At 71.0% G+C, this 24,706-nt stretch carries 23 protein-coding genes and 3 pseudogenes; 16 read left to right on the top strand and 10 right to left on the bottom strand.

Annotated features, from left to right (window positions below):
• Positions 1 to 716: 716 nt before the first annotated feature.
• Positions 717 to 1,055 (bottom strand): MerR family transcriptional regulator, encoded by a 339-nt coding sequence (locus KBY32_RS12210; RefSeq protein WP_115504997.1) that lies wholly within the window; start codon positions 1,053 to 1,055, stop codon positions 717 to 719.
• Between the two features lie 1,212 nt (positions 1,056 to 2,267).
• On the opposite strand from KBY32_RS12210, the gene KBY32_RS12205 reads away from it, so the two are divergent.
• Genes KBY32_RS12205 through KBY32_RS12195 form a run of 3 tightly spaced genes read left to right on the top strand, consistent with a single transcriptional unit; the run spans position 2,268 to position 3,275 of the window.
• Positions 2,268 to 2,594, top strand: a complete 327-nt coding sequence (locus KBY32_RS12205) for a PadR family transcriptional regulator (protein WP_210979950.1) — start codon at positions 2,268 to 2,270, stop codon at positions 2,592 to 2,594.
• Entirely contained in the window at positions 2,591 to 2,947 is a 357-nt protein-coding gene (locus KBY32_RS12200; protein ID WP_210979949.1) for a DUF1048 domain-containing protein, read from the top strand. Before KBY32_RS12205 ends, KBY32_RS12200 begins: the two co-directional genes overlap by 4 nt.
• Before the next feature lies 1 nt (position 2,948).
• Positions 2,949 to 3,275, top strand: coding sequence for a DUF1048 domain-containing protein (locus KBY32_RS12195; protein ID WP_210979948.1), 327 nt, complete (start codon positions 2,949 to 2,951; stop codon positions 3,273 to 3,275).
• Between the two features lie 193 nt (positions 3,276 to 3,468).
• Here KBY32_RS12195 and KBY32_RS12190 read toward each other — a convergent pair whose 3' ends face one another.
• On the bottom strand, positions 3,469 to 3,798 hold the full coding sequence (locus KBY32_RS12190) for a hypothetical protein (RefSeq protein WP_210979947.1): 330 nt from the start codon (positions 3,796 to 3,798) through the stop codon (positions 3,469 to 3,471).
• 302 nt (positions 3,799 to 4,100) lie between these two features.
• Here KBY32_RS12190 and KBY32_RS12185 point away from each other — a divergent pair, with 302 nt between their 5' ends.
• The 5 genes from KBY32_RS12185 to KBY32_RS12165 all read left to right on the top strand — a co-directional run bounded on the left by KBY32_RS12185 (position 4,101) and on the right by KBY32_RS12165 (position 9,990).
• On the top strand, positions 4,101 to 5,624 hold the full coding sequence (locus KBY32_RS12185; RefSeq protein WP_308293703.1) for a substrate-binding domain-containing protein: 1,524 nt from the start codon (positions 4,101 to 4,103) through the stop codon (positions 5,622 to 5,624).
• Between the two features lie 221 nt (positions 5,625 to 5,845).
• A complete protein-coding gene (locus tag KBY32_RS12180) occupies positions 5,846 to 6,970 on the top strand; it encodes a glycosyltransferase family 1 protein (protein WP_210979946.1) in 1,125 nt (374 codons plus the stop codon).
• A complete protein-coding gene (locus KBY32_RS12175; protein WP_210979945.1) occupies positions 6,967 to 8,145 on the top strand; it encodes a glycosyltransferase in 1,179 nt (392 codons plus the stop codon). The genes KBY32_RS12180 and KBY32_RS12175 overlap by 4 nt, the downstream gene beginning before the upstream one ends.
• Positions 8,142 to 9,071 (top strand): SGNH/GDSL hydrolase family protein, encoded by a 930-nt coding sequence (locus tag KBY32_RS12170; protein WP_210979944.1) that lies wholly within the window; start codon positions 8,142 to 8,144, stop codon positions 9,069 to 9,071. Before KBY32_RS12175 ends, KBY32_RS12170 begins: the two co-directional genes overlap by 4 nt.
• 157 nt (positions 9,072 to 9,228) lie before the next feature.
• Entirely contained in the window at positions 9,229 to 9,990 is a 762-nt protein-coding gene (locus tag KBY32_RS12165; RefSeq protein WP_210979943.1) for an isocitrate lyase/phosphoenolpyruvate mutase family protein, read from the top strand.
• 104 nt (positions 9,991 to 10,094) lie between these two features.
• Here KBY32_RS12165 and KBY32_RS12160 read toward each other — a convergent pair.
• Positions 10,095 to 10,834: pseudogene (locus KBY32_RS12160) on the bottom strand (alpha/beta hydrolase); the annotation flags it as partial.
• Between the two features lie 108 nt (positions 10,835 to 10,942).
• Between KBY32_RS12160 and KBY32_RS12155 the strand changes: the two are divergent.
• Positions 10,943 to 11,449 carry a PGPGW domain-containing protein gene (locus KBY32_RS12155; RefSeq protein WP_079033516.1) on the top strand — a complete coding sequence of 169 codons (507 nt, stop codon included), beginning with the start codon at positions 10,943 to 10,945 and terminating at the stop codon, positions 11,447 to 11,449.
• A gap of 409 nt (positions 11,450 to 11,858) precedes the next feature.
• Here KBY32_RS12155 and KBY32_RS12150 read toward each other — a convergent pair whose 3' ends face one another.
• The gene (locus KBY32_RS12150) at positions 11,859 to 12,050 is read right to left on the bottom strand and encodes a hypothetical protein (protein WP_055620580.1); all 192 of its coding nucleotides are present in this window, start codon (positions 12,048 to 12,050) and stop codon (positions 11,859 to 11,861) included.
• Between the two features lie 375 nt (positions 12,051 to 12,425).
• Here KBY32_RS12150 and KBY32_RS12145 point away from each other — a divergent pair, with 375 nt between their 5' ends.
• The 3 genes and pseudogenes from KBY32_RS12145 to KBY32_RS12135 all read left to right on the top strand — a co-directional run bounded on the left by KBY32_RS12145 (position 12,426) and on the right by KBY32_RS12135 (position 15,056).
• A complete protein-coding gene (locus KBY32_RS12145; protein WP_210980049.1) occupies positions 12,426 to 13,499 on the top strand; it encodes an alpha/beta fold hydrolase in 1,074 nt (357 codons plus the stop codon).
• Positions 13,500 to 13,597: 98 nt separating this feature from the next.
• A pseudogene (locus tag KBY32_RS12140) lies at positions 13,598 to 14,244 on the top strand (IS481 family transposase); the annotation flags it as partial.
• A gap of 92 nt (positions 14,245 to 14,336) precedes the next feature.
• Positions 14,337 to 15,056 carry a hypothetical protein gene (locus KBY32_RS12135; RefSeq protein WP_210979942.1) on the top strand — a complete coding sequence of 240 codons (720 nt, stop codon included), beginning with the start codon at positions 14,337 to 14,339 and terminating at the stop codon, positions 15,054 to 15,056.
• Here KBY32_RS12135 and KBY32_RS35665 read toward each other — a convergent pair.
• From KBY32_RS35665 to KBY32_RS12125, 3 genes and pseudogenes are all read right to left on the bottom strand, one after another.
• Positions 15,046 to 15,228 (bottom strand): annotated as a pseudogene (locus tag KBY32_RS35665) (hypothetical protein); the annotation flags it as partial. The gene KBY32_RS12135 and the pseudogene KBY32_RS35665 overlap by 11 nt on opposite strands.
• Positions 15,229 to 15,285: 57 nt before the next feature.
• The gene (locus KBY32_RS12130) at positions 15,286 to 15,978 is read right to left on the bottom strand and encodes a cytochrome b/b6 domain-containing protein (RefSeq protein WP_210979941.1); all 693 of its coding nucleotides are present in this window, start codon (positions 15,976 to 15,978) and stop codon (positions 15,286 to 15,288) included.
• Positions 15,926 to 16,651: a molybdopterin-dependent oxidoreductase gene (locus KBY32_RS12125; protein WP_210979940.1), complete on the bottom strand. Its 726-nt coding sequence runs from the start codon at positions 16,649 to 16,651 to the stop codon at positions 15,926 to 15,928. Before KBY32_RS12125 ends, KBY32_RS12130 begins: the two co-directional genes overlap by 53 nt.
• A gap of 376 nt (positions 16,652 to 17,027) precedes the next feature.
• Between KBY32_RS12125 and KBY32_RS12120 the strand changes: the two genes are divergently transcribed.
• The 4 genes from KBY32_RS12120 (at position 17,028) to KBY32_RS12105 (ending at position 21,856) form a co-directional block, all read left to right on the top strand.
• On the top strand, positions 17,028 to 18,662 hold the full coding sequence (locus KBY32_RS12120; RefSeq protein WP_210979939.1) for an ABC-F family ATP-binding cassette domain-containing protein: 1,635 nt from the start codon (positions 17,028 to 17,030) through the stop codon (positions 18,660 to 18,662).
• A gap of 80 nt (positions 18,663 to 18,742) precedes the next feature.
• On the top strand, positions 18,743 to 20,404 hold the full coding sequence (locus tag KBY32_RS12115; protein WP_210979938.1) for an ABC-F family ATP-binding cassette domain-containing protein: 1,662 nt from the start codon (positions 18,743 to 18,745) through the stop codon (positions 20,402 to 20,404).
• 142 nt (positions 20,405 to 20,546) lie between these two features.
• Positions 20,547 to 21,110 carry an ABATE domain-containing protein gene (locus KBY32_RS12110; protein WP_055620493.1) on the top strand — a complete coding sequence of 188 codons (564 nt, stop codon included), beginning with the start codon at positions 20,547 to 20,549 and terminating at the stop codon, positions 21,108 to 21,110.
• A gap of 260 nt (positions 21,111 to 21,370) precedes the next feature.
• Positions 21,371 to 21,856, top strand: coding sequence for a hypothetical protein (locus KBY32_RS12105; RefSeq protein WP_210979937.1), 486 nt, complete (start codon positions 21,371 to 21,373; stop codon positions 21,854 to 21,856).
• 66 nt (positions 21,857 to 21,922) lie between these two features.
• On the opposite strand, the gene KBY32_RS12100 is transcribed toward KBY32_RS12105, so the two are convergent.
• From KBY32_RS12100 to KBY32_RS12090, 3 genes are all read right to left on the bottom strand, one after another.
• The gene (locus KBY32_RS12100) at positions 21,923 to 23,371 is read right to left on the bottom strand and encodes an NAD(P)/FAD-dependent oxidoreductase (RefSeq protein WP_210979936.1); all 1,449 of its coding nucleotides are present in this window, start codon (positions 23,369 to 23,371) and stop codon (positions 21,923 to 21,925) included.
• 100 nt (positions 23,372 to 23,471) lie between these two features.
• The gene (locus KBY32_RS12095; RefSeq protein ID WP_210979935.1) at positions 23,472 to 23,918 is read right to left on the bottom strand and encodes a VOC family protein; all 447 of its coding nucleotides are present in this window, start codon (positions 23,916 to 23,918) and stop codon (positions 23,472 to 23,474) included.
• A 184-nt stretch (positions 23,919 to 24,102) separates the two neighbouring features.
• Positions 24,103 to 24,528 carry an Ohr family peroxiredoxin gene (locus KBY32_RS12090; RefSeq protein ID WP_055620490.1) on the bottom strand — a complete coding sequence of 142 codons (426 nt, stop codon included), beginning with the start codon at positions 24,526 to 24,528 and terminating at the stop codon, positions 24,103 to 24,105.
• Positions 24,529 to 24,706: the final 178 nt, after the last annotated feature.

Genomic DNA, 24,706 nt, shown 5'->3' with positions numbered 1-24,706 from the left:
GCTGGTGGAACTCGTCTTCCTGATCGGTATGTACGCGGTCACCACGTACGAGTTGGGGCGCGCTACCGGAAGCTCGTGGATGACGGACACTGGCCGCGTGGAGATCTGGGTGGCTACGACGTCTGGGCCGTCGTGTTCGCGGCGCTGCTGGCGGCCAGGGTCCGGCCACCCTCGACCAATTGACGCCGGATCCTCCTGCCGCTCCCTTCTTGCCCTGCTCCTCGCGGGCGGGCATTACGGACGGGTGAGCCGACAGCCGGCGTGCAGGACACTGCCTCAGCTGTGGTCTTCTCGCGACGACGCGTCACACATCCACGACGTACTCCTCCCCGCGCACGGCGGGGCCCTCGCGGTCCGGCTCAGACCGGCTCGGCGTGTCGGCGTCGAGCCGCCCCGCATGTCCCCCTCAACATCAGTAAGACCTGCCCCGAACCCTGGCAAACCCTCGTTTCCCAGTGGATGTCGGCCTGGCGCCGCTGTCCCGCCGCCTGGCGGTTCGCATTCCATGCACAAGCGTGGGCATCTCGCCTCGGCTGAGGGCTGGGCGATCTCCCATACCGGTCGCGATCCTTGCAGCAGGCGCCGCTGTACACGGGCTGCTTCGCCGCCCGGTCGGGTGCCTGCCCGTCCGGCTCGTCAGCGCGTAGGAGACGCTGGTCCGCCGCCCTGGCACCAAGCCGGTGCGGACACGACGAGCGACGGTTATGTCCGCGGGGTCAGGCCGAGGGCTTCGGCTGGTGGCCGTGTGCGCGCAGCTCCTCGTTGATGCGCTGCGCTTCTTCGAGTTGGTCTTCGAGGATGATGATGCGGCAGGCGGCCTCGATGGGGGTGCCCTGATCGACGAGCTCGCGAGCCCGGGCGGCGACGCGCAGCTGGTAGCGGGAGTAACGGCGGTGGCCGCCTTCGGAGCGCAGAGGAGTGATCAGGCGGTGTTCGCCGAGAGCCCGGAGGAAGGCGGGGGTGGTACCGAGCATCTCGGCGGCCCGGCCCATCGTGTAGGCGGGGTAGTCGTCGTCGTCGAGGTTGTCGACGCGACGCGACGTGGCAGGGTGCATAGACCTCTTCTTCCGGGGACGCGTCGGGGGGCCCGAACGCCGTCCTGGCGTCCGGGCCCCGAGCTTTCAACACCATCTACCGGCGCATTGCGCCGGGCTTCTGTATCCGCAGGGAGTTCCGCCTGGGAGGGCGGCGTTGCGGGGATCGCGGATGCGTGACCGGGGACCACCTTCCAATCCGGGGTCTGCGGTACCCGGGCCGACTCGCTCGCCCGGGCGATCCTGATGGCGCTTTCGCTCCTTACCTTCGGCTACACGGGGTGTACTGCTGTTGGTGCGGGATGCTCGCGACCCGCGGGCCGCGCCTTGCTTGACGTGCCTGCGCGGCAGTTCCTGTCTGCCGCACTCACTTCGACTCCTGGTTACGTGCAACACCATAGCTCGGCGACCCACACATTTGTACTGTCGCCACGACAGATTTTCTTTGCGAGTCAGCGCAGGGGTTCTGTCACGCGCAAACTGCCCTCAGGGGGGCCGAACTCTCGCGCTGGTTGGCAATCGATCACCAGTGCCGTGATCATCGCGGCAGCCGGTACACGGTCCACACCGTCACGTCTTTGAGCCGCGCGGACGGTCATGTTGCGGCCGATCTCACCCAGGCCACCCAGGGCGATGACACGCAGCCCCCTTCAAGCCGGGCAGGGGCGGCCTTCAGCTCAGGATGCGGATGACCCATACCCTGACGGCACCCGGAGAGCCGGGCAGGACGATCCATTGCCTGTGTGACCTCCTCCGTCATACGGCGAGGAGCGGCGGCACGGGGTCGGGTGGGCGAGGATCGGGCAAGGGGCTTCAGGGGCACAGCCGCCCCGTTCGACGCACCGGTTGCCCGCGCACTCGTGAACGCACATGCAAGGCGGAAAGTCTCGGGGTCCGCCTGGCCACCCCGGACGCCTTCGCCGCCCTGGTCGCCGACTACCTCGAACAGGGACGATCGTCCGGCTGGAGCCCCATGGAGCCTTCCGCCGAGAGGCGACCGCCCCTCCGCACGCCACCGGCCGACAGCCCTGGCCGGCCTCCCCCGTCCAGCCGGGGCTTTCGCGTGCTCGCGGATCCGTGGCATGAGGCCGCGGGTGGGTCCCGATCCCAACCCGGGCCCACAGGTGTGGGATTGCGCCCACCGGAGACGTTGCCGTTCCGCTAGTCGGTGATACCGTATAGCGGTACCCGGTATCACGTAGTACCGGCAAGGTTGAGGAGTGGTACCCGGCGGTGGACGACCTGACAGAGATGTTGAAGGGCACGCTCGAAGGGTGCGTACTCGAGATCATCGGCAGCGAGGAGACCTACGGGTACGCCATCACCCGCCGGCTGAACGACCTCGGGTTCACCGGCGTCATCGAGGGCACCGTGTACACGATCCTGCTGCGGTTGGAGAGGAACAGGCTCGTCCAGGTGACGAAGCGCCCCTCGGAGGTCGGTCCACCGCGCAAGTTCTACGCGCTCAACGACGCCGGGCGCGAGGAGCTCGAGAGGTTCTGGGCGAAATGGCAGTACCTCTCATCACGCATCAACAGGCTCAGGGAGGGCGGGAGATGAACTTCTGGGAGAAGGTCACCGGCAGCGATCTCACCAGGGAATGGAAGGTGTTCGAGGCCCGGTCCGAGGTCCTGCCGGACGACCACCGGGTGGCGTGGGAGCAGGTCGTCACCCACCTCTTGCCCTATGGGGACTTCAGCGGCCGCAACCTGATGCCTCTCCTCGACGCCGCCCTGGGGCTGCTCGAAGTAGCTGCGGCGGATGGGCAGAGCGTCGATGAGGTGCTCGGGGAGGACATCCAAGGCTTTTGTGCCGCGCTGGCCGGCGGAGCAGAGGCACGGACCTATCGCGACCGGTGGCGCGAGCAGTTGAACAGGAACGTGGCGAGGAAATTGAGCCGGCTGGGAGGCTGACGTGAGCATCCAGGACATCATCGAAGGCAAGAAGCAGTGGCGGGCGCACCTGGCCAGGGTCAAGGCACTCCCGCCGGACTATCAGATCGTCTACAAGGAGATGCAGAAGTACCTGTTCAAGGTCGGGCCGGTCAGTCTGCTCGACGAATCCCTCCTCCCCGGCATCGTCGACTTCTTCGAGGAGGGCGTCGCCGAGGGCAAGGGGGTTCTGGAACTCGTCGGCTCCGACGTCGCCGCGTTCTGCGACGACCTGATCAAGGACTCCCCCACCTACGCGGATGCCTACCAGGAATCGATGGGCGGGGGCTCCGGCACGACCAGGAAGTGACAGCCGCCGTAGCGGTCGACATTCCGCCGCTCGGAACATCAGCCGTCGTCCTCCACCTCGTCCACAGCGCACGCCCGTCTCCGGCTCGTCGGCCGAAGCCCCTCAATGGATGCGTCCAGCCACGTGCGCTGAGGAGGCCGTCACGGTCCGCCCGCGCGGCCTCCCCACCATCCGAGACCTCCTGGACCGTGTTTCAGAACTTGCTGACCTGCTTGGTTGGCTGTCCGGGGACGTCGCGGGCGGCCATCCAGATGGTGAGGTCGTGGGCGATGTCGTTGATGCTGGTCGCCGTGGTGACCTCGTGCTCGTTGCGGGTGGTGTCACGGCGGACGATCTCAAAGCCGCCTTCGTTCAGGACGGCCACTGAGGTGAACCAGGCAGGGTCGTCCTCGTCGGGCTGGACGACCACGAAGGTGTTGTCGGAGTCGTTGAGGTCGCTGATCAGCATGAACAGCGCGTCCTCGGAGGGGTCGTCGATGCGGTCGCCGTTCTCGCTGTCGGCGCCGTAGTACTGAGCCCCCATCTTTGCCTTCCCCTCGCCCTGTTCACCCTGATTGCAGCCAGCAGGGCATGCGCAGACGAGGCCTCGGACCGGTCATAACCAACCTCGCGCGAGAGGGCGGCGGCCATGCGAACTCACCGGACCGGCCCGCCACCGGGAGCCGGGACCACGGCGTCGGCACGCGCGACCCGGCATGGCGACCACAGGATCCCCGGGATCGGTTGAACGTCGGGCGAACACTTCCGTTCCGGCCGTGACCGGCCGTTCGGGCAGGCATACGGTGACGTCACCATCTGAGCTCTGGGAGTGGCGGGGGACCACCGGTGGAGTGGCTGAGCCTCGAGATCGTCATCGCCGTCGGCACGTCCGTCCTGGGACTCCTCGTGCCCATCGCGATGTTCCTCTACGACCGGCGGGTGCCGCGCCGCAAACGGATCGGCTACCGCGTGCAGATGGACAGTCCGATAGGCGACGGCTCGTTCAACCCCCGCCTCGGCGACTTCGACGTACCGAACATGGCCGACGCGTCGCTGGTGCTGCTGCGCATCGAGAACGACGGCTCGCAGAGCGTCGCCGACAACGACTACACCTCATCCGAAGTGCACGGCCTGACCGCCGAGTTCACCGGCCGCACCGTCCAGGCCGTCTCGGTCACCCAGCCGTCCGGCATCGAGCACCTGAACAGTCACTTCACCAACGCCAACGGCTTCGAGCACGTCGCCGGCACCGTGACCATCCCGCGTGTCCCGCTCAACCCCGGCGATCACTTCAAACTGCTGGTGCTGCTCTCCGGTGGGCCGGCCGAAGGGGAGGTCAAGCTCATCGGCGGCCTTCGCGACGGCCGGGTCCACCGCAACAGCGCTCCCAAGCCGGATGAGAAGCAGCGTACGTTCAGCCCGCCCGCCCGACTGCTCAGCGGAGCGCTGGCCCTCGCGGTGCTCGCCCTCGCCGGCATCATCGTGCTGCGCTCGGGCGACCCGATCGACTGCGAGCAGGGCGAGTTGACCCTGACGGGTTCGACCGCCTTCGAACCGGTCGTCCGTACGATCGCCGAGCAGTACGAGAGCAAGTGTCAGGGCGCCGACATCGTCATCGAGGCGCGGGGCAGCGAGGACGGCGTGTCCGAGCTCGCGGAGCTGGGGGAACGGTCGCCGGACGCCGCCCGGTCCGTGATCGCCTTCTCCGACGGGCCGATGGGCGGGCGCTGGAACCTGACGGGGACCGAGGTCGCGCTGTCCTTCTTCACTCTCGTCGTCCACCCGGGCATCGATCTCGGCCCGCGAGGGCTGTCGGCGCGGCAGGTACGGGGCATCTACGCGGGCGAGTACCGGCGCTGGGGCGATGTCGTCCCCGGCCGCGAGGAGCTCGCCGGCCTGCCGATCGTCCTGGTCAGCCGAGGCGACGAGTCCGGAACACGGCAGATCTTCCAGGACCGGGTGCTCAAGGGGTGGGAGCGGGCGCCGAGCACCTCGCTGGACTGCCGGCCGCCCGCGACGCCCGCCGACAGCGTGACGCGCTGCGAACTCGGCTCGACGCGGGCGGTGCTGGACAAGGTCGAGGAGCAGCCCGGCGCCGTCGGCTACAGCGAGGTCGGCCTCGCGAAGGAGCGCGGCGCCCGGGTGAACACGGTGCCGCTGGACGGCGACTGGCCGAACGAGGCGCGGATCGACCTGGGCGCCGGCCGCTACCCCTACAAGGACATCGAGTACGCCTACACCTTCGGCCGCGCCCCGGCCGGCTCCCTCGCCGCCGGTTTCCTGGCCTACCTCGACGAGACCGTCAGCCAGAAGACCATCCGGGACAAGGGCCACCTGCCCTGCCTGAGGGAGCCGGAGCAGTGCCGCTGACGGGCGCGGCCCGCCTGTCGTCGGTCATGGGGGACCCCGCGCCGAGTACGGAACGCACCCTTTTCCGCCCGGCAGCGGAGAAACATCGGGTGACCCGCGGGTCAGGAGGACATGGACACGGTCTGACCTGCACGGGTGCGCATCGCAACGCTCACGGGGCGTTCCTCGGCCGGAAAGATCGACGTTGACGCGTCCACGTCCAGCCCGGCGACAACACCGGTATGCGAGTCGTCATCGTGACCGAATCCTTCCCTCCCGACGTGAACGGCGTGGCCCACTGCGCACTCCAGACCGCCCGGCACCTCGTCGAGCGCGGCCACTCCCCCGTCGTCGTCGCCCCGGCCCCCGCACCGGGCACCAGGCCGGACGCCCCGGCGCCGTGCCCCGTCGTCCACGTCCCCTCCCTCCCGCTCCCCGGCTATCCGCAGGTCCGTGTCGCCCTGCCCAGTCGCCGTCTGGCCGCCACCCTCGCCGAGCACCGCGCCGACGTCGTCCACCTGGCCAGCCCCTTCATCCTCGGGGTGCGCGGCATGGCGGCCGCCGCCCGTCTCGGCATCCCCGCCGTCGCCGTCTACCAGACCGACCTGGCCGGATACGCCCGCACCTACATGGGGGCCGGAGAGGCCGCCGCCTGGCGGCGCATCCGCTCCGTCCACGGGGCCGCCGACCTCACCCTCGCCCCCTCCGGCGCGGCACTGCGCGACCTGCGGACGCACGGGGTGCCCCGGGTCGCGCTGTGGCCGCGCGGCGTCGACACCGAACGATTCCGGCCCGACCGCCGTGACGAGGTGCTGCGCCGCGAACTCGCCCCGAACGGCGAGCTGATCGTCGGCTACGTCGGCCGGCTCGCGCCCGAGAAGCGGGTCGAACTCCTCGCCGGTGCCTGCGGCCTCGACGGCGTCCGGGTCGTGATCGTCGGCGACGGGCCCAGTCGGCCCTCTCTGGAGCAGGCGCTGCCCGGCGCCGTCTTCCTCGGCCGCCGCACCGGCGACGATCTCGCGCGGATCTTCGCCTCGCTCGATCTCTTCGTGCACACGGGCCCGTTCGAGACCTTCTGCCAGACCGTCCAGGAGGCCATGGCCAGCGCTCTGCCCGTCGTGGCACCCGCTGCGGGCGGACCTCTCGACCTCGTCGCGCACGGGCACACCGGGCTGCTCGTGCCGCCGCACGACGCGACCGCCGTACGGGACGCCGTGCGGGCCCTGGCCGCCGGCCCGGCGCTGCGCGCCGCCTTCGGCGCCGCCGGACGCGCCACCGTCGAGGGCCGCACCTGGGCCGCCGTCGGGGACCAGCTCATCGGGCACTACGCGGCCGTGCTCGCCGGGCGCCGGACGGTCGCGGCATGAACGCGAACAGCGCCGACCGCCGGCCGCTGCGGATCGTCCGGCTCGCCAACTTCGTCGCCCCCTCCTCCGGCGGACTGCGCACGGCGTTGCGCGAACTCGGCCGGGGGTACCGGGCGGCGGGGCACGAGCCGGTGCTGGTGGTCCCCGGCGAGCGAAGAAGCGACCGCGACACCGAGCAGGGCCGGGTGATCACGCTGCCCGGACCGCTGCTGCCGGACACCGGCGGCTACCGCGTCCTCGCCGACAAGCGACGGGTGGCCGGACTGCTGGAGCTGCTCGCTCCGGACCGGCTGGAGGTGTCCGACCGCACGACCCTGCGGTGGACCGGCAGATGGGCGCGGCGCGCCCGGATCCCGGCCGTGATGGTCTCCCATGAGACCGCCGACGGCGTCCTGCGCACCTGGGGCCTGCCCGAGTGGGCCGCCCGCCGGACCGCCGACGCCCTCAACGTCCGTACGGCCCACGCGTACGCGCGCGTGGTGTGCACGACCGAGTTCGCCGAGCGGGAGTTCGTGCGGATCGGGGCGCGCAACGTGGTGAGGGCCCCGCTCGGCGTCGACCTGGCGCAGCGGCACCCCGCACTGCGCGACCCCGGGCTGCGGGGGCGTCTCGCGCGCGCGGACGAGACGCTGCTGGTGCTGTGCTCGCGGCTGTCCGTGGAGAAGCGGCCCGGCACGGCACTGGACGCCCTGCAGGCCCTGCGGCGGCGCGGACGCCGGGCGGTGCTCGTCGTGGCCGGGGACGGCCCGCTGCGGGCGCGCCTCGAACAGCGGGCGCGGGTGAGCGGCCTGCCGGTCGTCTTCCTCGGGCACGTCTGCGACCCCGCCCTGCTCGGCGCGCTCCAGGCGTCCGCCGACGTGGCCCTGGCACCCGGGCCCGCCGAGACGTTCGGGCTCGCGGCGCTGGAGGCCATGGCGTGCGGCACCCCCGTGGTGGCGAGCGCGTCGTCGGCGCTGCCGGAGGTGGTCGGCTCCGCCGGAGCCGTCGCCGCGGACCACGGGGAGGCGTTCGCGGACGCCGTGGACCTGCTTCTGGAACGCCCGGAGGCGGATCGCCGCGAACAGGCACGTGCGCGTGCGGAGTGCTTCGGGTGGCAGGCGGCGGTCGACGCGTTCCTCGCCGCCCACGACGCGGCCGTTCCGGTGGAGCCGACCGTGCCCGGAGGCGTGGCATGAGACCCGCGCCGGGACGGGCGGCCTCGCGCGACGGCAGGCCCGGCCCGGGCGCCGGGCCTCCGGCGTTCGTCACGAGCGGCGGGCCTCTCACCTTCGTGGCCCTCGGGGACTCCCTGACCGAGGGGGTGGGGGACCCGGTGGGCGACGGGTGGCGCGGCTGGGCCGCGCTGCTCGCCGCCGGGTTGGGGACCGGAGCGCCCAGGTTCACCAACCTCGCGGTCAGCGGGGCGCAGACCACGGACGTGGTGGAACGCCAGCTGCCCGTCGCGCTTCGGCTGTGCCCGGACCTTGTGTCCGTCGTCGTCGGCGTCAACGACACCCTGCGCCGCACGTTCGACATCCGGGCGGTCGCCGCCCGGCTCGACCGGGTGTACGCGGCCTGCGCCGGGCAGGGCGCTGTGCTGCTCACGGCCTGCCTGCCCGACCCGGGCACGATGCTCGGGCTGCCGGGAGCGTTCGCGCGTCCGCTGGCACGGCGGCAACAGGCCGTGAACGCGGTGGTCCACGCCCTGTCCGACCGGTACGGGGCGCTGCATCTGCACGCCTGCGAGGGCGACTGGACCGTCGACCGGGCCATGTGGAGCGCGGACCGGTTGCACCCCGCAGAACGCGGGCATCGGCAAGTGGCCCTGCGTTTTCACGCGCTGCTCGCCGAGCGCGGTCTCGCCACGGGACCCGCTCCGTCGCCCGAGCCGGAATCGTCCGGCCCGACGATGTCCGCCCGCCTGTGGTGGCTCGCCACGGCGGGGACCGGCTGGGTGGCCCGCCGGTGCACCGACCTGCTGCCGCAGTTGCTGACCCTCGCGGCCGACGAGCTCCGGCACCGCGCCCGGGGCACCAGCACTCGGCTGGATCTACGGGCCGCGGCAGCCGTGTCCGCGGCGCTGGCGGCGCTGTCCGCAACGGAACAGCCGGACCCTGCCTGACCCACCCTCCCGAACGCGGCGGCATGCCGCGCGGCTCGCCGACCGACGCGCCCTCACCGAACCCGGCACCACTGGACGCCACATCGGTGTGCCCTCCCATCAACGGACGGCATCCCTGCGCACGTTGTCCCTGGAGCCCCGAGGTAGCGTTCCTCGCATGGACCTTCACACCACAGTCGACCGCGCTCAACGCCTCAAGCAACTGCACGCCCAGAACGAGCCGCTCGTGTTGCCGACCGTCTGGGACGTCTGGTCCGCCCGCACGGCGGTGGCCGCCGGATTCCCCGCGCTGACGATCGGCAGCCATCCCCTCGCGGACTCCCGAGGGACCGATGACCACGAGGGGCAGACCTTCGAGGAGGTGATCGCCGCTGTCCGGCCGATCATCGCGGCCGTCGACGTCCCCGTCTCCGTAGACCTGGAGGCCGGGTACGGGCAGAAGCCCGCCGACCTCATCACCGGGCTCATCGAGGTCGGCGGCGTCGGCCTCAACGTCGAGGACACCGTCCACTCCGACGGTGGCCGCGTGCGCAGCACGGACGAGCACGCACGCTTCGTGGCCGACCTGCGCGCGGCGGCTGACGACGCCGGGGTCCCGGTCTGGGTGAACGGGCGCACCGACCTCTTCATGCACGCGCCGGATGCTTCCCGCGTCCTCGATGACGCGATCGAGCGGCTGCGGGCCATGGAGGAGGCCGGCGCCGACAGCGTCTACCCGGTGGGCATTCAGGACGACGACGAACTGCTCGGCGCCGTGACCGCGGCCGTCGGCCTCCCGGTGAACTCCACCGCCCATCCCGCCAAGCACGACCTCGAGCGGTTCCGCCGTCTCGGCGTCCGCCGCATCACCTACGGCCCGCTCCTGCAGTTCGCCATGGCCGACGTCATGAAGGACATGCTCAAGCGCTGGGCGCCCTAAGGAACTGACCGGGCGACAGGGCCGTCCACCTGCGGCCTTCACCCCGGACGCCCCGAACGACCCCGCGGCAGCTGCTGCCGCGTGCCCGCGCCGATCACGCGGTCGACGCACCGGCGAGCGGTACGGGAGACCACGCACAGCGGGACGATGAGGGGAACGGCGTGGAAGGCGTCGTAGGAGGCGAACTTGTCGACGCTCTCCCAGGCGAGGAACTTCGCGGAGCGCTCGTGCTCACCGCGCGACGTGCAGTAGTAGTCGAAGCCCTCGACTCCGTGCTCGCCGCCCAGGGCGGCGGCCTGCTCGGCGGTCTCGGGGAACATCGTCAGGACCCCGGGGTCCTCTCCGCGCGCCCGGTCGTGCGGGCCCGGGCGGCGGCGTCCAGCAGGGACTGGAAGACGGCCGGGTCCTGCGTGCCGTCGGCGCCCAGGCGGAACTGGCGGACGGTGTCGGCGGTGCAGACGGTACCGACGGCCTTGACCCGGTGATCGCCTCCGGTGGCGGCCAGGGAGTATCCGCCGGAGGCGCAGATGCCGAGCAGGCCGATGCGGTCGGCGTGCACCTCGGACCCGGTGGTCAGGTAGGAGACGGCCGCCTTGAAGTCCTCCACCCGCTGGGCGGGGTCCTCGAGTCCGCGCGGCACACCGCCCGACTCTCCTTGGTGGGCGGCGTGGAAGGCGAGGGTGACGAAGCCCCGCTCGGCCATCAGCTGGGCGTAGGTGCCTGACGTCTGCTCCTTCACGCCGGTGCCGGGGTGACTGACGACCAGGGCCGGGAGCGGGGCGGGCGACAGGGTGAGCGAGTGGCCGGCTCCACCAGGCGGTGGTCGCTGTGTGGCGCCCCGCACGCCCTCGTCACCAGCTTGACTGGTGACGCAACCGCAGGCGGAATATCCGGAAGGTCCGGTCGGTAGTCTCTGGCCGACCTGACGACGCACGGCAGGACGGAGGACGGCATGCTCAAGGGTGGCGCGGTGCGCCGGGCCACGGCGCTCGTGGCAGGTGGCGCACTGCTGCTGACGGGAGTCGCGCTGCTCGTCCTGCCCGGCCCTGGCCTGCTCCTCGTTCTCGCCGGGCTGCTGGTCCTCTCCCGAGAGTTCCCCGGAGTCCGCAGATACGTGGATCCGGTGCGCGACCGCGCTCTGCGCGCAGCGGACGACAGCGTCGCCTCGCCGCTTCGGCTCGCCGCCTCGGTACTGGCCGGTGCCGGGCTCCTTGCGGCGGGTGTGACGTGGGGCCTGCGGCCCGGGCTTCCGTTCGGCGGCTGGGCCACGGGCTCCGGTCTGATCCTGTCCGGACTGGTACTCCTCGGTCTCCTCCTGTGGAGCCTCAACCGGGCGCGGCAGGCCCGTCGCGCGCCGACGCCTGCGACACCGCCCTCGCGGGTCGGCTCCGGCTCCGAGGACACGGAACACGCGGTCCACGGACGTCCGCCGACCGGTGCCCCTCCCGGAGACGTCTGACCCGACGTGTCACCGAGCGACATACGCGCGTGTCCCAGCTGCGGCAGCATATGTGTCCGCTGCCTACGCCCGACGCCCCGACGAGATGCACAGCGGGACCGAGGGCTGGCCTGGAGGAGTGCTGACGGAGGCCTGTTCGAGCGACAGCCGCACAACAGGCTCCATCTCGCTTGATGTCCGCGGCGGTCGCCGCTAGGACCACCAGCCGACGCCGGAGGCACCAAGTGCCCGGGAGGCGCAGTGGCCGCCGTCTGCGAGCGCGACAGGTGTTCACATGCGTCGGGATGGCACAGCCGCGGTGCGTATGAGAATGAGCTTGTCTCCGATCACCCCCCGATCGCCGTTCGCCCGCTTCCGATCACCGGCGTGGCCGTACTCCATGGCACCGCCCGGCGATACCGCAGCGCCACTACAGTCCCAGGTCGAGGGCGAGACACGAGTAGAACTTCCAGGAACCCTCGGGGTCGTAACCGTCCCCCCGGCCACCGGGCACGGCTTCGGTGTCCGTCGTCATGTCCTCGTAGCGGATCCGCTCGGGAAGCTTGCCGAAGCGGGCGTTCCGTATCGCCGCTTCGGCGTCTGTGGCGACTTCCTTGTTCATGACCATGCTCCACTTCCTCGGTCGTGGACCGCGATTGACCTCAGCGTGCACTGATCATCGTCACCTGTCAAGCAGGTGACGGACTCGCTTGACGCACATGTGTCCCGATCGGCCGTCGCGCCATTCCGTCGACTTCCGGAGCGGCCGCGGCGAAGACGTCGGCCCGCTTCTTCTAATGGGTCCCAGAGCCCCGAAGCCGGAGCAGGGGTGTCGACCTCGCCTCACCCTCCCGCCATCGTCACCTGCTGGACAGGTGACGATGTTCTGTGCAAGGGTTCCCGTGCCACGGCGGCTCAATGTGCCCGTACAGCGGGCGTGAGGCAGCCCCGCGGAGGCCAGCCGGTCACCGGACGACACATGACGAAGGGTTTCGACATGATCAACAGGCGTACTTTCAGCAAGGCTCTCGGTCTGGGCACGGGCGCGGCCGCGGTCTCGCTGTCCGGCAGGGGGACCGACGCGCTCGCCTCCTCCGCCTCGCGCGGGCGGCCGGGCGACGGTTCGCAGGTTCCCACCGTTCCAGCCATCGCACCGGGCACCCACACCTCGTTCGCAAAGATGAAACAGGTCAGGGCAGGGGTCCTGAACGTCGGCTACGCGGAGGCCGGCCCAGCGCACGGTCCGGTGGTCGTGCTCCTGCACGGCTGGCCGTACGACATCCACAGCTACGTCGACGTCGCCCCGCTCCTGGCCGGCCTGGGGTACCGCGTCGTCGTCCCCTATCTGCGCGGACACGGCAGCACGAACTTCCTCTCGGACCGCACCCCGCGCACGGCCGAGCAGTCCGCCATCGCACTGGACGTCATCGCCCTGATGGACGCCCTGCGGATCGACAAGGCCGTGCTGGCCGGCTTCGACTGGGGATCGCGCACCGCCGACATCATCGCCGCCCTGTGGCCGGAGCGGGTCAAGTCCCTGGTCTCCACCAGCGGTTACCTCATCACCAACCGTGCGGCACAGGCCGCGCCCTCCGCCCCGGCCGTCGAGCACACGTGGTGGTACCAGTGGTACTTCGCGACCCCTCGGGGGAAGGCCACCATGGAGGCCGAGGACAGCCGCCTCGCGCTGTGCCGTTACGTGTGGACCCTGGTCTCCCCCAACTGGAACTTCAGCGACGACACGTACAACCGCACCGCCGAGGCGTTCAAGAACCCCGACTACGCGGCCATCGTGCTCTTCAACTACCGCTGGCGCATCGGCCTGGTGGACACGGACGACCGGTACGCGCGCCACGAGAAGCTGCTCGCCGGCCAGCCCTCCATCCATGTCCCCACCGTCACCCTCGACGCCGCCCTCGACCCCTTCACCCCGCCCGGGGACGGTTCGGGCTACCGAGACCACTTCACCGGCCCCTACGCGCACCGCACGATCGCGGACATCGGCCACAACCTGCCGCAGGAGGCACCCACCGACTTCGCCCAGGCCGTGGTCGACGCCGACCACCTCTGATTCCCCGGGCGTACTGGATGGGCCCGGACCGGCCACCACGCGACCGGTCGTCCGACTCGGGGACGGGAGGAGGTTCGTCGGCACACATGTGTCACCCGGGAGCCGCCCGCATCGGCCCGATCCTGGGCCTGCCCGCCTCCACCGGCCACCGCATCCTCACCCGGCACGGCCTGAACCGGCTCGCCCACCTGGACCAGCCCACCGGCCAGGTCATCCGCCGCTACGAACGCGACCACCCCGGCGAACTCATCCACCTCGACGTCAAGAAGCTCGGCCGCATCCCCGACGGCGGCGGCCACAAGGCCCTCGACCGCCAGGCCGGCCGGGCCCGCCGGGCCCGCCGGGCCCGCCGCAGCAGCGTGGGCTTCGACTACGTCCACTCCGTCGTCGACGACCACACCCGCCTCGCCTACAGCGAGATCCACCCGAACGAGAGGCCGCGACCTGCGCAGGTTTCCTCACCCGCGCAGCCGCCTTCCTCCACGCCCGCGGCATCACCCGCATCGAGCGCGTCCTCACGGACAACGCCTCGGCTACCGCAAGGGCCTGGCTGGAAAGACGCCCTCGGCAAGCTCGGCGCAACCGGCAAACTCACCCGCGCCTACCGCCCGCAGACCAACGGCAAGGTCGATCGTTTCACCGCACCCTCCTCGACGAATGGGCCTACGTGCGGCCCTGCACCACCGCACTCGGCGGTCACCCACCGATCAGCCGCGTGAACAACGCTGCGGGTCAATGCGCCTAGGGCTTGTCCGACGGGTGGCTCGGAGGTGCCACCACCGCAGAGGTGGGAATGCGCAGTCGCCTCTGGCCACCTCGAGAGGGTTCAATGCCCAGGTGGTGGACTGGGCACAGATGCGCGACTGCTGGTTCGACTTTGATCGCGTTCCGGAGCTCTTGGAGCGGGTGGAGCGCCAGGCCGACGCTGAAGCGTGGCGGGAGCTGGGATGGAGGCTAGTCCTCGAGCATGACTTGGTGTCCCCCGCCAGTTTCGCCGCCCTGCCGCGCTTGGTGCGCCTCGCACCACGCAGCGCGGAGGCCCGCGGCCTGGCCGGGAAAATTCTGGAGCGGGCGGCCGGGCCGCACGGCTGCGATGATCTGCTGGCGGATTGTGCCTCGGCGATTGCGGAATTCGGTGTGGTGCTGGATCGGCACCTGCGGTCGCGGCCGGCTGACTACCTCGTGGCCTTCCGTGCCCTGCTGGCAGTCGAAGAGGAGTACCACTGGGCGAACGCGCTGGGGGGCTTCAAGGACGACATCAATGGCGTCGACTGTCCCCACTGTGGCGTGGGGGTGACGATCGCCATCGGCGACTTCGGGTGCTATTCGCAGGTGTGGGACGGAGACAAGGAGACCCGACGTGGCCTGAGGCCGGCGGTCGGCGAGAAACTCACCGGCACCGGCCGGTGGATGCACCGGATCACTGTCCGCGATGGGCAGGAGGTGCTCACCAACGGAATAACCCACCTGTTCGGTGAGGCCGAATGCCCGCGCTGCGCCGGCGTCTTCAACGTCGCGGACGAGTACACGTCCGCCAACCGTCCGGTCATGTGGTGATCAGCGGCAAAATCCGCAGCGACCTGGGTATGCCTTGTGTGCGGCCCCACAACCGGATCGCGGCCACGGTGACCGTGTCGTGGAAGACGTAGGCCCTCTTGTCGTCGCGGGTTGTCACGGCGCGAAAGCTCTTGAGCCGGTTGATCGTTCGCTCCGCTCCCGGGCGTCCCCGACGCCCCCGTCGTCCAGGAGCCTTTCTGGCCACGCCGGTGTCCTCACCGAGGCCGCCTCACACCTCGTGGGTCCTCCCGGTCACACCGGCGTCGCCGTCCTTGCTCAGCCACCGCGGGTGCTCCCGCTCGGCCCAGGACCGGGTGACGTACCCGGTGCGCATGCCCAGCCGTGCCTCCGGGTCCTGGAAGGCCTTGCGCATGTGGCCCAGGACGACCGCGGCGATCGCCCAGGCCAGCAGGTCGTGGACGAAGATGGCACTGGTGCGGGAGATGAAGGGCAGCAGCCCCATGAACCACATGAGGAGGCCGGTGAACATCATCACCAGCACGGCTCCGGCGATCCAGCCCGCGTAGATCTTCTGACCCGCGTTGAACTTACCGGCCGGGCGCGCCGACGATGATCTGCGACCCCGGCGGACGGCCCGCAGCCACTGGCGGTCATAGACCGCGAACCGGTTCAGCCGGCGCAGGTCCGCGCGGAAGTCTGCGGAGAAGAGCCCCAGGAGGGCCGGCGACGGCAGCAGGATGCCCGACCACTCGTGCAGGAAGACCATGACGTGGCGCCGCCCGACGAGTTGGGCGAGCGGACCGAGGTAGAGGCACGCGGCGGTGACCAGGCACACCAGCGTCAACCAGCCGGTGGTCCGGTGGACCCAGCGTTCGGCGGTGCTGAAGCGGCGGACGCGGTCGGCCGGGTCAGGCCGCCTCGCCGTGCCGGTCCGCTCCGTCGAGCCAGCCGTCGATCGCATATCCGCGTTCCTCCCAGAAACCGGGGACGACCTTGTCGGTGACCGAGATGCCGGACAGCCACTTGGCCGACTTATAGAAGTACATGGGTGCCACGAAGAGGCGGACGGGGCCGCCGTGCTCGTGGGTGATGGGTTTGTCCTGCATCTTCAGCGCCACGAGGACGTCGGAGCGGCGGGCCTGCTCCAACGTGAGGCTCTCGCTGTACGCACCGTCGAAGCAGGTGAAGCGGATCGCCGCGCCCAGAGAGCGCACACCGACGTCGTCCAGGATGTCCGCCAGCCTCACCCCTTCGAAAGGTGTGTCGTCCACCCGCCAGCCGTCCGTGCACAGCACGTCGGCGACGACCCGGGTCTGGGCCATCGCGCGCAGGTCGGCCAGGGTGTACGTCTTCGGCCTGTCGACCAGGCCGCGGACCTTGAGGCCGTAGTTCGTCTCGTCCTTGTGCGGCACCGAGCCGACGACGCTGTAGTACCGGAAGCCGCCCGGGTTGGGCAGCAGGCCGGTGAGGCCGGTCGCGTCGGCCTGGGAGGCTGCACCGAGGAAGTTCTCCCAGCCTCGCTGGAGGTAGGGCGCGGCGGCGAGGCCCGCGGCGCCCGCGCCGAGCATGCCCAGCAGCGCCCGCCGGCCGACAGGTGCACCGCTCTCGGGGTCCGGCTTCGGCTTTCCCGCCATGGTCAGTGTGCTCCTTACGTGAAGGCGTCACGCGGCGACATGTGAGGCCGTGCAATGACGGGATCGACACGTGTGTATCACCGAAACACCTCGCGTCACCGTTTAAACTGGTGACGATGTTGACAGGTGACCCTTTCGCTGTCAACGCCAAGGTGAGAGATCACACTGCTATCCTGAGCAATCACGTAGAGCGTCCAGCGAGGAGTGACAGACGTGGTGGGTGAAGACGACATCTCCGGGTGAGATCCGGATGTGACGGCCACCGGCCGGCGCCGCGGGCGCTGCCGAGTGGTCTCTGTCGTCGTACCCCTTTCCCACGCCTGTCCAGGGCAGTGAGCCATGCGCTCCGCCCTCAGTTCCTCAGAGGTCTTCCGTCATGTCCGACGCCGCCATCGTCTGTTCGAACCTTTCGTTCGCCTGGCCCGACGACACCCCGGTCTTCCAGGACCTGTCCTTCTCCGTGACGCCCGGCCGCACCGGTCTGGTCGCTCCCAACGGCTCCGGCAAATCCACCCTGCTCAAGCTGATCACCGGTGAACTCCAGCCGCTCACGGGCTCGGTGTCGGTCAACGGCACCCTCGGTCACCTCCCGCAGAGCCTGCCGCTCACGCTGGACCTCACGGTCGCCGAGGTGCTCGGCGTCGCCGAGGTGATCCGCGCGCTCGACGCCGTGGAGTCCGGCGACGTCGACGAGAAGCACTTCACCACCATCGGCGACGACTGGGACATCGAGGAGCGCACCCGCGCCCAGCTCGACCGCCTCGGCCTGGCCGACCTGGCGCTGGACCGCAGCCTCGCCACTCTCAGCGGCGGCCAGGTCGTCTCCCTCGGCCTCGCCGCCCAGCTGCTCAAGCGGCCCGACGTCCTCCTGCTCGACGAGCCGACCAACAACCTCGACGTGGACGCCCGGCACAAGCTGTACGACGTCCTGTCCGACTTCACCGGCTGCCTGCTCCTGGTCAGCCACGACCGCGCGCTCCTGGACCGCATGGAGCGCATCGCGGAACTCGGCAGCGACGAACTGCGCCTGTACGGTGGCAACTTCACCGAGTACGAGGCCGCCGTCCGCGCCGAGCAGGAGGTCGCCGAGAAGAACATCCGCAGCGCCGAGCAGGAACTCAAGCGTGAGAAGCGGGAGATGCAGCAGGCCCGCGAACGCGCCGAGCGCCGCGCCGGCAACGCCCAGAAGAACCTCAAGAACGCCGGCCTGCCGCGGATCTTCGCGGGGAACATGAAGCGGGGCGCGCAGGAGGCCGCCGGCAAGTCCGGCACGATGCACGCCGCCCGGGTCAGCGAGGCCAAGGCCCGCCTGGACGAGGCAGGACGCTCCCTCCGCGAGGAGGTCAGGCTCAGCCTGGAGCTGCCCGACACCCAGGTGCCCGCCGGACGCAACCTGTTCCTCGGCGAGGGCATGCAGGTCCGGCTCGGTGACGTGGACGTGTTCGCCGCGAACGGCGTCGACCTGACCGTCCGGGGTCCCGAGCGCATCGCACTGACCGGCCCCAACGGCGCCGGGAAGACCACCCTGATGCGACTGGTCACGGGCGACCTCGTCCCGCACAGCGGTGGGATCAAGCGCAACGACGGACGGATCGCCTACCTGTCGCAGCGCCTGGATCTGCTGGACCTGGACCGGACCGTCGCGGAGAACTTCGCCGAGTTCGCCCCCGAGCGGCCCGAGGCGGAGCGGATGAACCTGCTCGCCCGGTTCCTCTTCCGGGGGGCGCGCGCCCATCTCCCGGTCGGTGTGCTCTCCGGCGGCGAGCGGCTGCGCGCCACCCTGGCCTGCGTGCTGTGCGCGGAGCCGGCCCCGCACCTGCTGCTGCTCGACGAGCCGACCAACAACCTCGACCTCGTCAGCGCGGGCCAGCTGGAGGGTGCGCTCAACTCCTACCAGGGCGCCTTCATGGTGGTCAGTCACGACGAGCGGTTCCTCGCCGAGATCGGGATCAGCCGATGGCTGCGGCTGGCCGACGGCACTCTGCAGGAAGTGGGAGCCCCCGGCGTCTGATCCGCCGACGTGTGACGTGGCCCGCGTCCGAGGCCTTGCGCCCGGCGGGCCGACCACCGATCACGAAGGACGGACCTACCGTGCCCCAGCCCGCACTTCTCGCCCACGACCTCGTCCACGACCTGGGCGGGCGCCGGGTCCTCGACGGTGTCTCCCTGACCGCCTCCCCCGGCCACCGCATCGGCCTGATCGGGGAGAACGGCGTCGGCAAGTCCACCCTGCTACGCCTCCTCGCCGGCGTGGACGACCCCGACGCCGGCCGTGTCACCCGCCCCTCCGACCTCGGCTTCCTCCACCAGGAGATGCCCTTCGAGGCCGGCACGACCATCGCGGCGGTCCTGGACGAGGCGCTGCGCGAGTCCCGGGAGGACCTGGCCGAGCTCGACCGGCTCGCCGGGGAACTCGCCCGGGTGCCCGAGGACGACCCCGGCCACCAGGACGTCCTCGACGCCTACGGCATCCGCCTGGAACAGGCCCAGGACCGTGAGTCCTGGGACGCCGACCGGCGCGCCGCCCTGGTCCTGGACGGTCTGGGCCTCGGTGCCGTGGAACACGACCGCACCATGGGCTCGCTCTCTGGCGGGCAGCGCGGACGGCTCGCCCTGGCCGCGCTGCTCGTCCGGCGACCCTCCGCGCTGCTCCTGGACGAACCGACGAACCACCTCGACGACCGGGCCGCCGCCTTCCTGGAGGAACAGGTCCGGTCGCTGCCCGGAACCGTCGTGCTCGCAAGCCACGACCGGGCGTTCCTCGACGCCGTCTGCACCGACCTGATCGACCTCGACCCGGCGGTGGACGGCCCCGTCCGCTACGGCGGCGACTACAGCGCCTACCTGTCCGAGAAGCACGCCGAGCGGCAGCGGTGGGAACAGCGTTACGTCGAAGAACAGAAGGAGCTCCAGGAGTTGCGTACGTCGGCGGGGGTGACCGCGCACCGGGTCGCCCCGGACCGGGGCCGCACCGACAACGAGAAGATGGGGTACGGCCACCGGGCGGGCCGGGTCCAGAACTCGATCTCCCGCCGGGTCCGCGACGCCACGCGGCGACTGGCGGAACTGGAGCGCGTCCAGGTCCCCGAGCCGCCGCGCCCCCTGCGGTTCGCCGCCGGTGACCTGGCGGCCCGGTCGGAGGAGGGCCCGCTGCCCCTGATCGCCGTACGTGACGTGCGGGTACCGGGACGGCTCACGCTGGACGGGCTGGAGGTGGCCGCCACCGACCGGCTCCTGGTCACGGGCGGCAACGGCGCGGGCAAGTCGACACTGCTGGCCGTGCTCGCGGGTCGGCTGGCGGTCACCCGGGGCGAGGTGCACAGGCGGCGCGGGCTGTCGGTGGGGCTGCTCACCCAGGACACCGTCTTCGAACGGCCGGAGCGCACGGTCCGCGCCACCTACGAGGAGGCGCTGGGCGCGGCCCGGGCGGAGGAGGTGCCCCTGGCCTCGCTGGGCCTGCTGCACGAGGCGGACCTGGACAAGCCGGTCGGGCGGCTGTCGGTGGGGCAGCGCCGCCGACTGGCACTGGCGCTGCTGGTCGCCCGCCCGCCTCAGTTGCTGCTGCTGGACGAGCCGACCAATCACCTCTCTCCCCGGCTCTGCGACGAACTCGAGGACGCGCTCGCGACCGGGCCGGGGGCGATCGTCGTAGCCAGCCACGACCGCTGGCTGCGGCACCGGTGGCCGGGCCGCGAGATCCGGCTCGCCCCGGGCAACGACCGGGAGCCGGAGGGTACGCCGGCCCGGTCCTAAGAGCTCCGGCCCGACCGGGCGCCGTGCGTCGCGCCGTCGGGGGTGCGGCACGCGGCCCCGGCGGGCCCTTCTCACCAGGGCCACCGACCACGACGGCGATCAGCCCTTGCGCCCCCGCCCGGTCACCTGTCAAAATGGTGACGTGAACCTCAACCATGTCTTCGTCTGCGGACATCCGGCGCTCGACTTCGCGGCCACCCTCAGGGCCCGGCGGTCGAAGCGCTTCGAGATGTTCGTGACACCGGACCGGCTCAACGCCTGGTACCTGGAGTCCGGGCTCGTGGACGCGATCGCGCCCGCCGACGAGGACGACGTCCGGACAGCGGTTCGCGTGCGCGAGGCTCTCTACCATCTGATCACCGACCGCCGTCTCGGCGAGGAGTTCGACCGCGAAGCCCTCGCCGTGCTCAACGCCGCCGCGCGCGAGCTTCCGGCGACGCCCCAGCTCACCCCGGCAGGCCGACACACCGAGGCGACGCCCGCCCAGGCCCTGGCCACGGTCGCCCGGCAAGCCGTCGAGCTGCTCAGCGGACCGGACGTGCCCCTGCTGAAGGAGTGCGACAACCCCGAGTGCACCCGCGTCTACATCGACCGGTCACGGGGTATGCGGCGCCATTGGTGCGGCATGGAGTCGTGCGGCAACAAGTACAAGGCCGCCGCCTACCGCGCCCGCAAGAAGACGGTGGCGGCGGGCGCCACCAACTGACGACCGCCCGGCCACGCCCGGCTCCGTCCCCCGGCTCTGTCCCGGCACACGTGTCGCGCGTCCTGCTGCATGGACATGGCCCCGGGACCGGCGGCAGACGGCGGCACATACCTGCGCCTCCCTCATACATCGGCTCCGCTGCGCCTATCGTGAAAAGTGAGCATGCCCGGCGTGCCCTGCGCGGTCGACACGTGTGCGCAAGGTTTCGGCACCGTGGGTACCATGCGCAGCAACATCCATGTGAGGGAGTTAGAACGGTTGTGACCAGCCGATCAACCGCCACCCTCCGGTCGCGTCTGGTGGACCAAGCCGCGTCGGACCTGGAGGACAACCGCCGTCGCCAGCGCGAACTGACGGAGCGGCTGGCGGTTTTGCAGCAGGAGGAGGCCCTCCTGACCGACATCCTGAAGCTCGCCCAGCGGTACGAGAGCTTCGCGGCCCCGTCCCGGCTGCCCGAGCAGTCGCAGGACGATCCTGTCGTCGACAGGCCCAGGCGCACCAGTGCCGCCACCGAGCGGCGGCCCCTCCTCGGTGACCTGCTGCTGGAGCTGCTCGGCGAGCACGACGAGCCGTGTTCGGCGAGGGAACTGCGCGACGGGCTCCTGGAGAAGCACCCGGACCGCCGGCCGACACCGCAGGTGGTGCGGAACACGTTGGAGTCCCTGGTGGCCAAGGGGCGGATCCGGCGCCATAAGCAGGGCCGTTCCGTGATGTACACCCTCAGCCCGTCGCAGACGGCCCCATGATCCGATCGCTCCGGGTCTCGGCGGCCGGCAGGCCCGGCGCGATCAGCGCGAGTTCCGTTGCGCTGCTCATGCGTCCCTCCTGGCCTCCAGCAGACGCAGCCACACCTCGCTGATCGTGGGGAAGGCCGGTACCGCGTGCCACAGGCGCTCGACGGGAACCTCGCCCGCGATCGCCACTGTGGCCGAGTACAGCAGTTCGCTCACTCCCGGCCCCACGAAGGTGGCGCCGACGACGACCTCCCGGTCCCGGTCTATGACGACGCGAGCCCTGCCCCGGTAACCGGGGCGGTACTGCTGGGCGCCCGCGAGATCGCCGAGCTCGTAGTCGACGACCTCGACGTCACGGCCGGCGCTCTCGGCCATGGCGGCGGTCAGGCCCACCGTGGCGATCTCGGGGTCCGTGAAGACGACGCCCGGGACGGCCGCGCCGTCGGCCGTGGCACTGTGCGGTGTCCAGCGTCCGCTCGACGGCCGCTCCCCCCGCGACCGGGCGCCGATCACGGCACCGGCGATCCTGGCCTGGTACTTGCCCTGGTGAGTGAAGAGCGCCCGGCCGTTGACGTCGCCCACCGCGTACAGCCAGTCCCCGGGGACGGCGGTGACGGTCAGGCTGTCGTCGGTGGCGACCCACTCCCCCGGGCCGAGTCCCACGGTCTCGAGTCCGATGTCCGCGGAGCGCGGCGCGCGTCCGGTGGCGAACAGGATCTCGTCGGCGACGACCTCGCCTCCGTCGGACAGGGTGACCCGTACTTCGTCGGACTGCCCGGCCGGCACTCGCCGCACTGCGGTGACCGAGACGCCGAACCACACGTCCGCCCCCGCCTCTCGCAGTCGCTCGGTGACCAGTTCACCCCCGAAGGGTTCCATACGGGGCAGCAGCCCTGCCTCACGGGCGAGCAGCGTCACGTGGCTGCCCAGCGACTGCCAGGCGGTGGCCATCTCGATGCCGACCACTCCCGCGCCGACCACCGCGAGGCGGCGGGGCGCGGCGACCGCAGCGGTCGCCTCCCGGCTCGTCCAGGGCCTCACGTCCTCGATGCCGGGCACCGTGGGCAGCGCCGCCCGGCTGCCGGTGCACAGGGCCACCGCGTGCCGGGCGCGCAGCCGTACGGTCTCGCCGTCGGGCGTCTCGACGGACACCTCGCGCTCGCCCGCCAGGCGCCCGTGACCGCGCAGCAGTTCCACGCCCACGGACTCCAGCCACTCGACCTGGCCGTCGTCCTTCCAGTCGGCGGACATGCGGTCGCGGTGGGCGAGGACCGCCTTGGCGTCCAGCGGGTTGCGGACGGCCGGGTCGATGCCCGGGATGTGCACGGCGTCGGCGCGCAGCAGCACTGGACGCAGCAGGGCCTTGCTGGGTTCGCAGGCCCAGTACGAGCATTCGCCGCCGACGAGTTCGCTCTCGACGATGACGGTGCTCAGGCCCGCTGCCGCGGTGCGGTCGGCGACGTTCTCGCCGACCGGACCCGCTCCGATCACGATGACGTCGTACGTACGGAAGTCCTCGGTCGCCATGCCTGGCCTCCTGGAGGTGAGTGGTGTGCGGCGGGGCGACGGCCCCTCCGGATCGGCGGTCCCGGCGCTGCGGCGAATCCGACGGCGCCGGGACCGGGCCTCAGCGGCCGGGAGCGCGCTCGGTGACCTCCTGGAGGAACCACTCGTTGCCGTCGGGATCGGCGAAGGCGGCGAAGGTGCCGTAGCTCGCCCGTTCCGGGTGGAGCCCGGGGACGCGGTGGGTGTCGCCGGCGTGGTGGAAGACGCCCGTCGCGTCGCGGAACGGTCCGGAGACCTGCACGCCGCGGGACTCCAGTTCCTTCTGCGCCGCGACGATGTCGGTGACGGTCAGCTGGAGGCCGTGGAGTGTGCCGGGCCCCTGCGCCGTCAGACCGCGTCCGAAGATGACCGAGCACTCGGAGCCGGGCGGGGTGACCTGCACGACCCGGTAGCCGTCGTCGATCGGGAAGTCGGCGTCGAGACGCCAGCCTAGGCGCTCGGAGTAGAAGGCCTTGGCGCGGTCGACGTCGGAGACCGGCAGAACGACGACTTCGAGCTTCATGTCCACAGCGGAGTTCTCACTTTCGATTCGGATGATGCGATGAGTCGTCCAGGGTGACGGCACTGTCCGCCCTGGGATACGTGTGAAGGGTTGCGGCCTGCGTGTGTGGCCACGGCGGCCTGGGCCGACCGGAGAGGGGTGCGGGCCCCGCATCCGGGGGGGTGTGCGGGACCCGCGTTCAGGTGGCCGCTCAGGCCGCGGCGGCCTTGATGGTGACGGGCACGTTGCCGCGCGTCGCCTTGGAGTAGGGGCAGATCTGGTGCGCGGCTTCGGCGAGCTGCTGGGCGGTGGCCTGGTCGACACCGCCGACGACGGGGTTGAGGACGGCGGACAGGGAGAACTCCCCGTCGTCACCGTGCGTGAGGGTGATCTCCGCCGTGATGGTGGTGCTCGTCAGCCGGATCCTGCGCTCGATCGCTGCGCGGCGCAGTGCGCCAAGGAAGCAGGCCGCCCATCCGGCGGCCAGGAGTTGCTCGGGGTTGGTCGCGCCACCCGCGCCGCCCAGCTCCTTCGGTATCGCCAGGCTGGTGTCCAGGTGGCCGTCGGAGGAGCTGACGTGACCGCCGTTGCGCCCCTCTCCGTCGACGTCGACAACGGCGGTGTAGGTGACTGCCATGGTTGGGGCTCCATATCTGGGTCCGGGTCGAGAAAGGTGTGAGGACACCTCCCGGCCGACACCTAGGTGGCGTCACCGGTTGAGGCGGTGACGCAATCATGCAATCTTCCGCGTCACCCGTCAAGGCGGTGATCAGCGGTGGTTGTCGAACTGCTCGATGCCAGGCTGGGGCAGCGCC

It is taken from the genome of Streptomyces sp. RK62, assembly GCF_018070255.1.
Taxonomy (GTDB): Bacteria; Actinomycetota; Actinomycetes; order Streptomycetales; family Streptomycetaceae; genus Streptomyces; species Streptomyces nigra.
This window is presented reverse-complemented; position numbering and strand designations above follow the sequence as displayed.

Excerpts from the sequence above, each read along its gene's own strand:
- KBY32_RS12150 (WP_055620580.1), bottom strand. The coding sequence starts at position 12,050 with ATGAACAAGGAAGTCGCCACAGACGCCGAAGCGGCGATACGGAACGCC.
- KBY32_RS12090 (WP_055620490.1), bottom strand. The coding sequence starts at position 24,528 with ATGGCAGTCACCTACACCGCCGTTGTCGACGTCGACGGAGAGGGGCGC.
- KBY32_RS12165 (WP_210979943.1), top strand. The coding sequence starts at position 9,229 with ATGGACCTTCACACCACAGTCGACCGCGCTCAACGCCTCAAGCAACTG.
- KBY32_RS12170 (WP_210979944.1), top strand. The coding sequence starts at position 8,142 with ATGAGACCCGCGCCGGGACGGGCGGCCTCGCGCGACGGCAGGCCCGGC.
- KBY32_RS12175 (WP_210979945.1), top strand. The coding sequence starts at position 6,967 with ATGAACGCGAACAGCGCCGACCGCCGGCCGCTGCGGATCGTCCGGCTC.
- KBY32_RS12155 (WP_079033516.1), top strand. The coding sequence starts at position 10,943 with ATGCTCAAGGGTGGCGCGGTGCGCCGGGCCACGGCGCTCGTGGCAGGT.
- KBY32_RS12180 (WP_210979946.1), top strand. The coding sequence starts at position 5,846 with ATGCGAGTCGTCATCGTGACCGAATCCTTCCCTCCCGACGTGAACGGC.
- KBY32_RS12130 (WP_210979941.1), bottom strand. The coding sequence starts at position 15,978 with ATGCGATCGACGGCTGGCTCGACGGAGCGGACCGGCACGGCGAGGCGG.
- KBY32_RS12120 (WP_210979939.1), top strand. The coding sequence starts at position 17,028 with ATGTCCGACGCCGCCATCGTCTGTTCGAACCTTTCGTTCGCCTGGCCC.
- KBY32_RS12100 (WP_210979936.1), bottom strand. The coding sequence starts at position 23,371 with ATGGCGACCGAGGACTTCCGTACGTACGACGTCATCGTGATCGGAGCG.
- KBY32_RS12190 (WP_210979947.1), bottom strand. The coding sequence starts at position 3,798 with ATGGGGGCTCAGTACTACGGCGCCGACAGCGAGAACGGCGACCGCATC.
- KBY32_RS12200 (WP_210979949.1), top strand. The coding sequence starts at position 2,591 with ATGAACTTCTGGGAGAAGGTCACCGGCAGCGATCTCACCAGGGAATGG.
- KBY32_RS12210 (WP_115504997.1), bottom strand. The coding sequence starts at position 1,055 with ATGCACCCTGCCACGTCGCGTCGCGTCGACAACCTCGACGACGACGAC.
- KBY32_RS12125 (WP_210979940.1), bottom strand. The coding sequence starts at position 16,651 with ATGGCGGGAAAGCCGAAGCCGGACCCCGAGAGCGGTGCACCTGTCGGC.
- KBY32_RS12145 (WP_210980049.1), top strand. The coding sequence starts at position 12,426 with ATGATCAACAGGCGTACTTTCAGCAAGGCTCTCGGTCTGGGCACGGGC.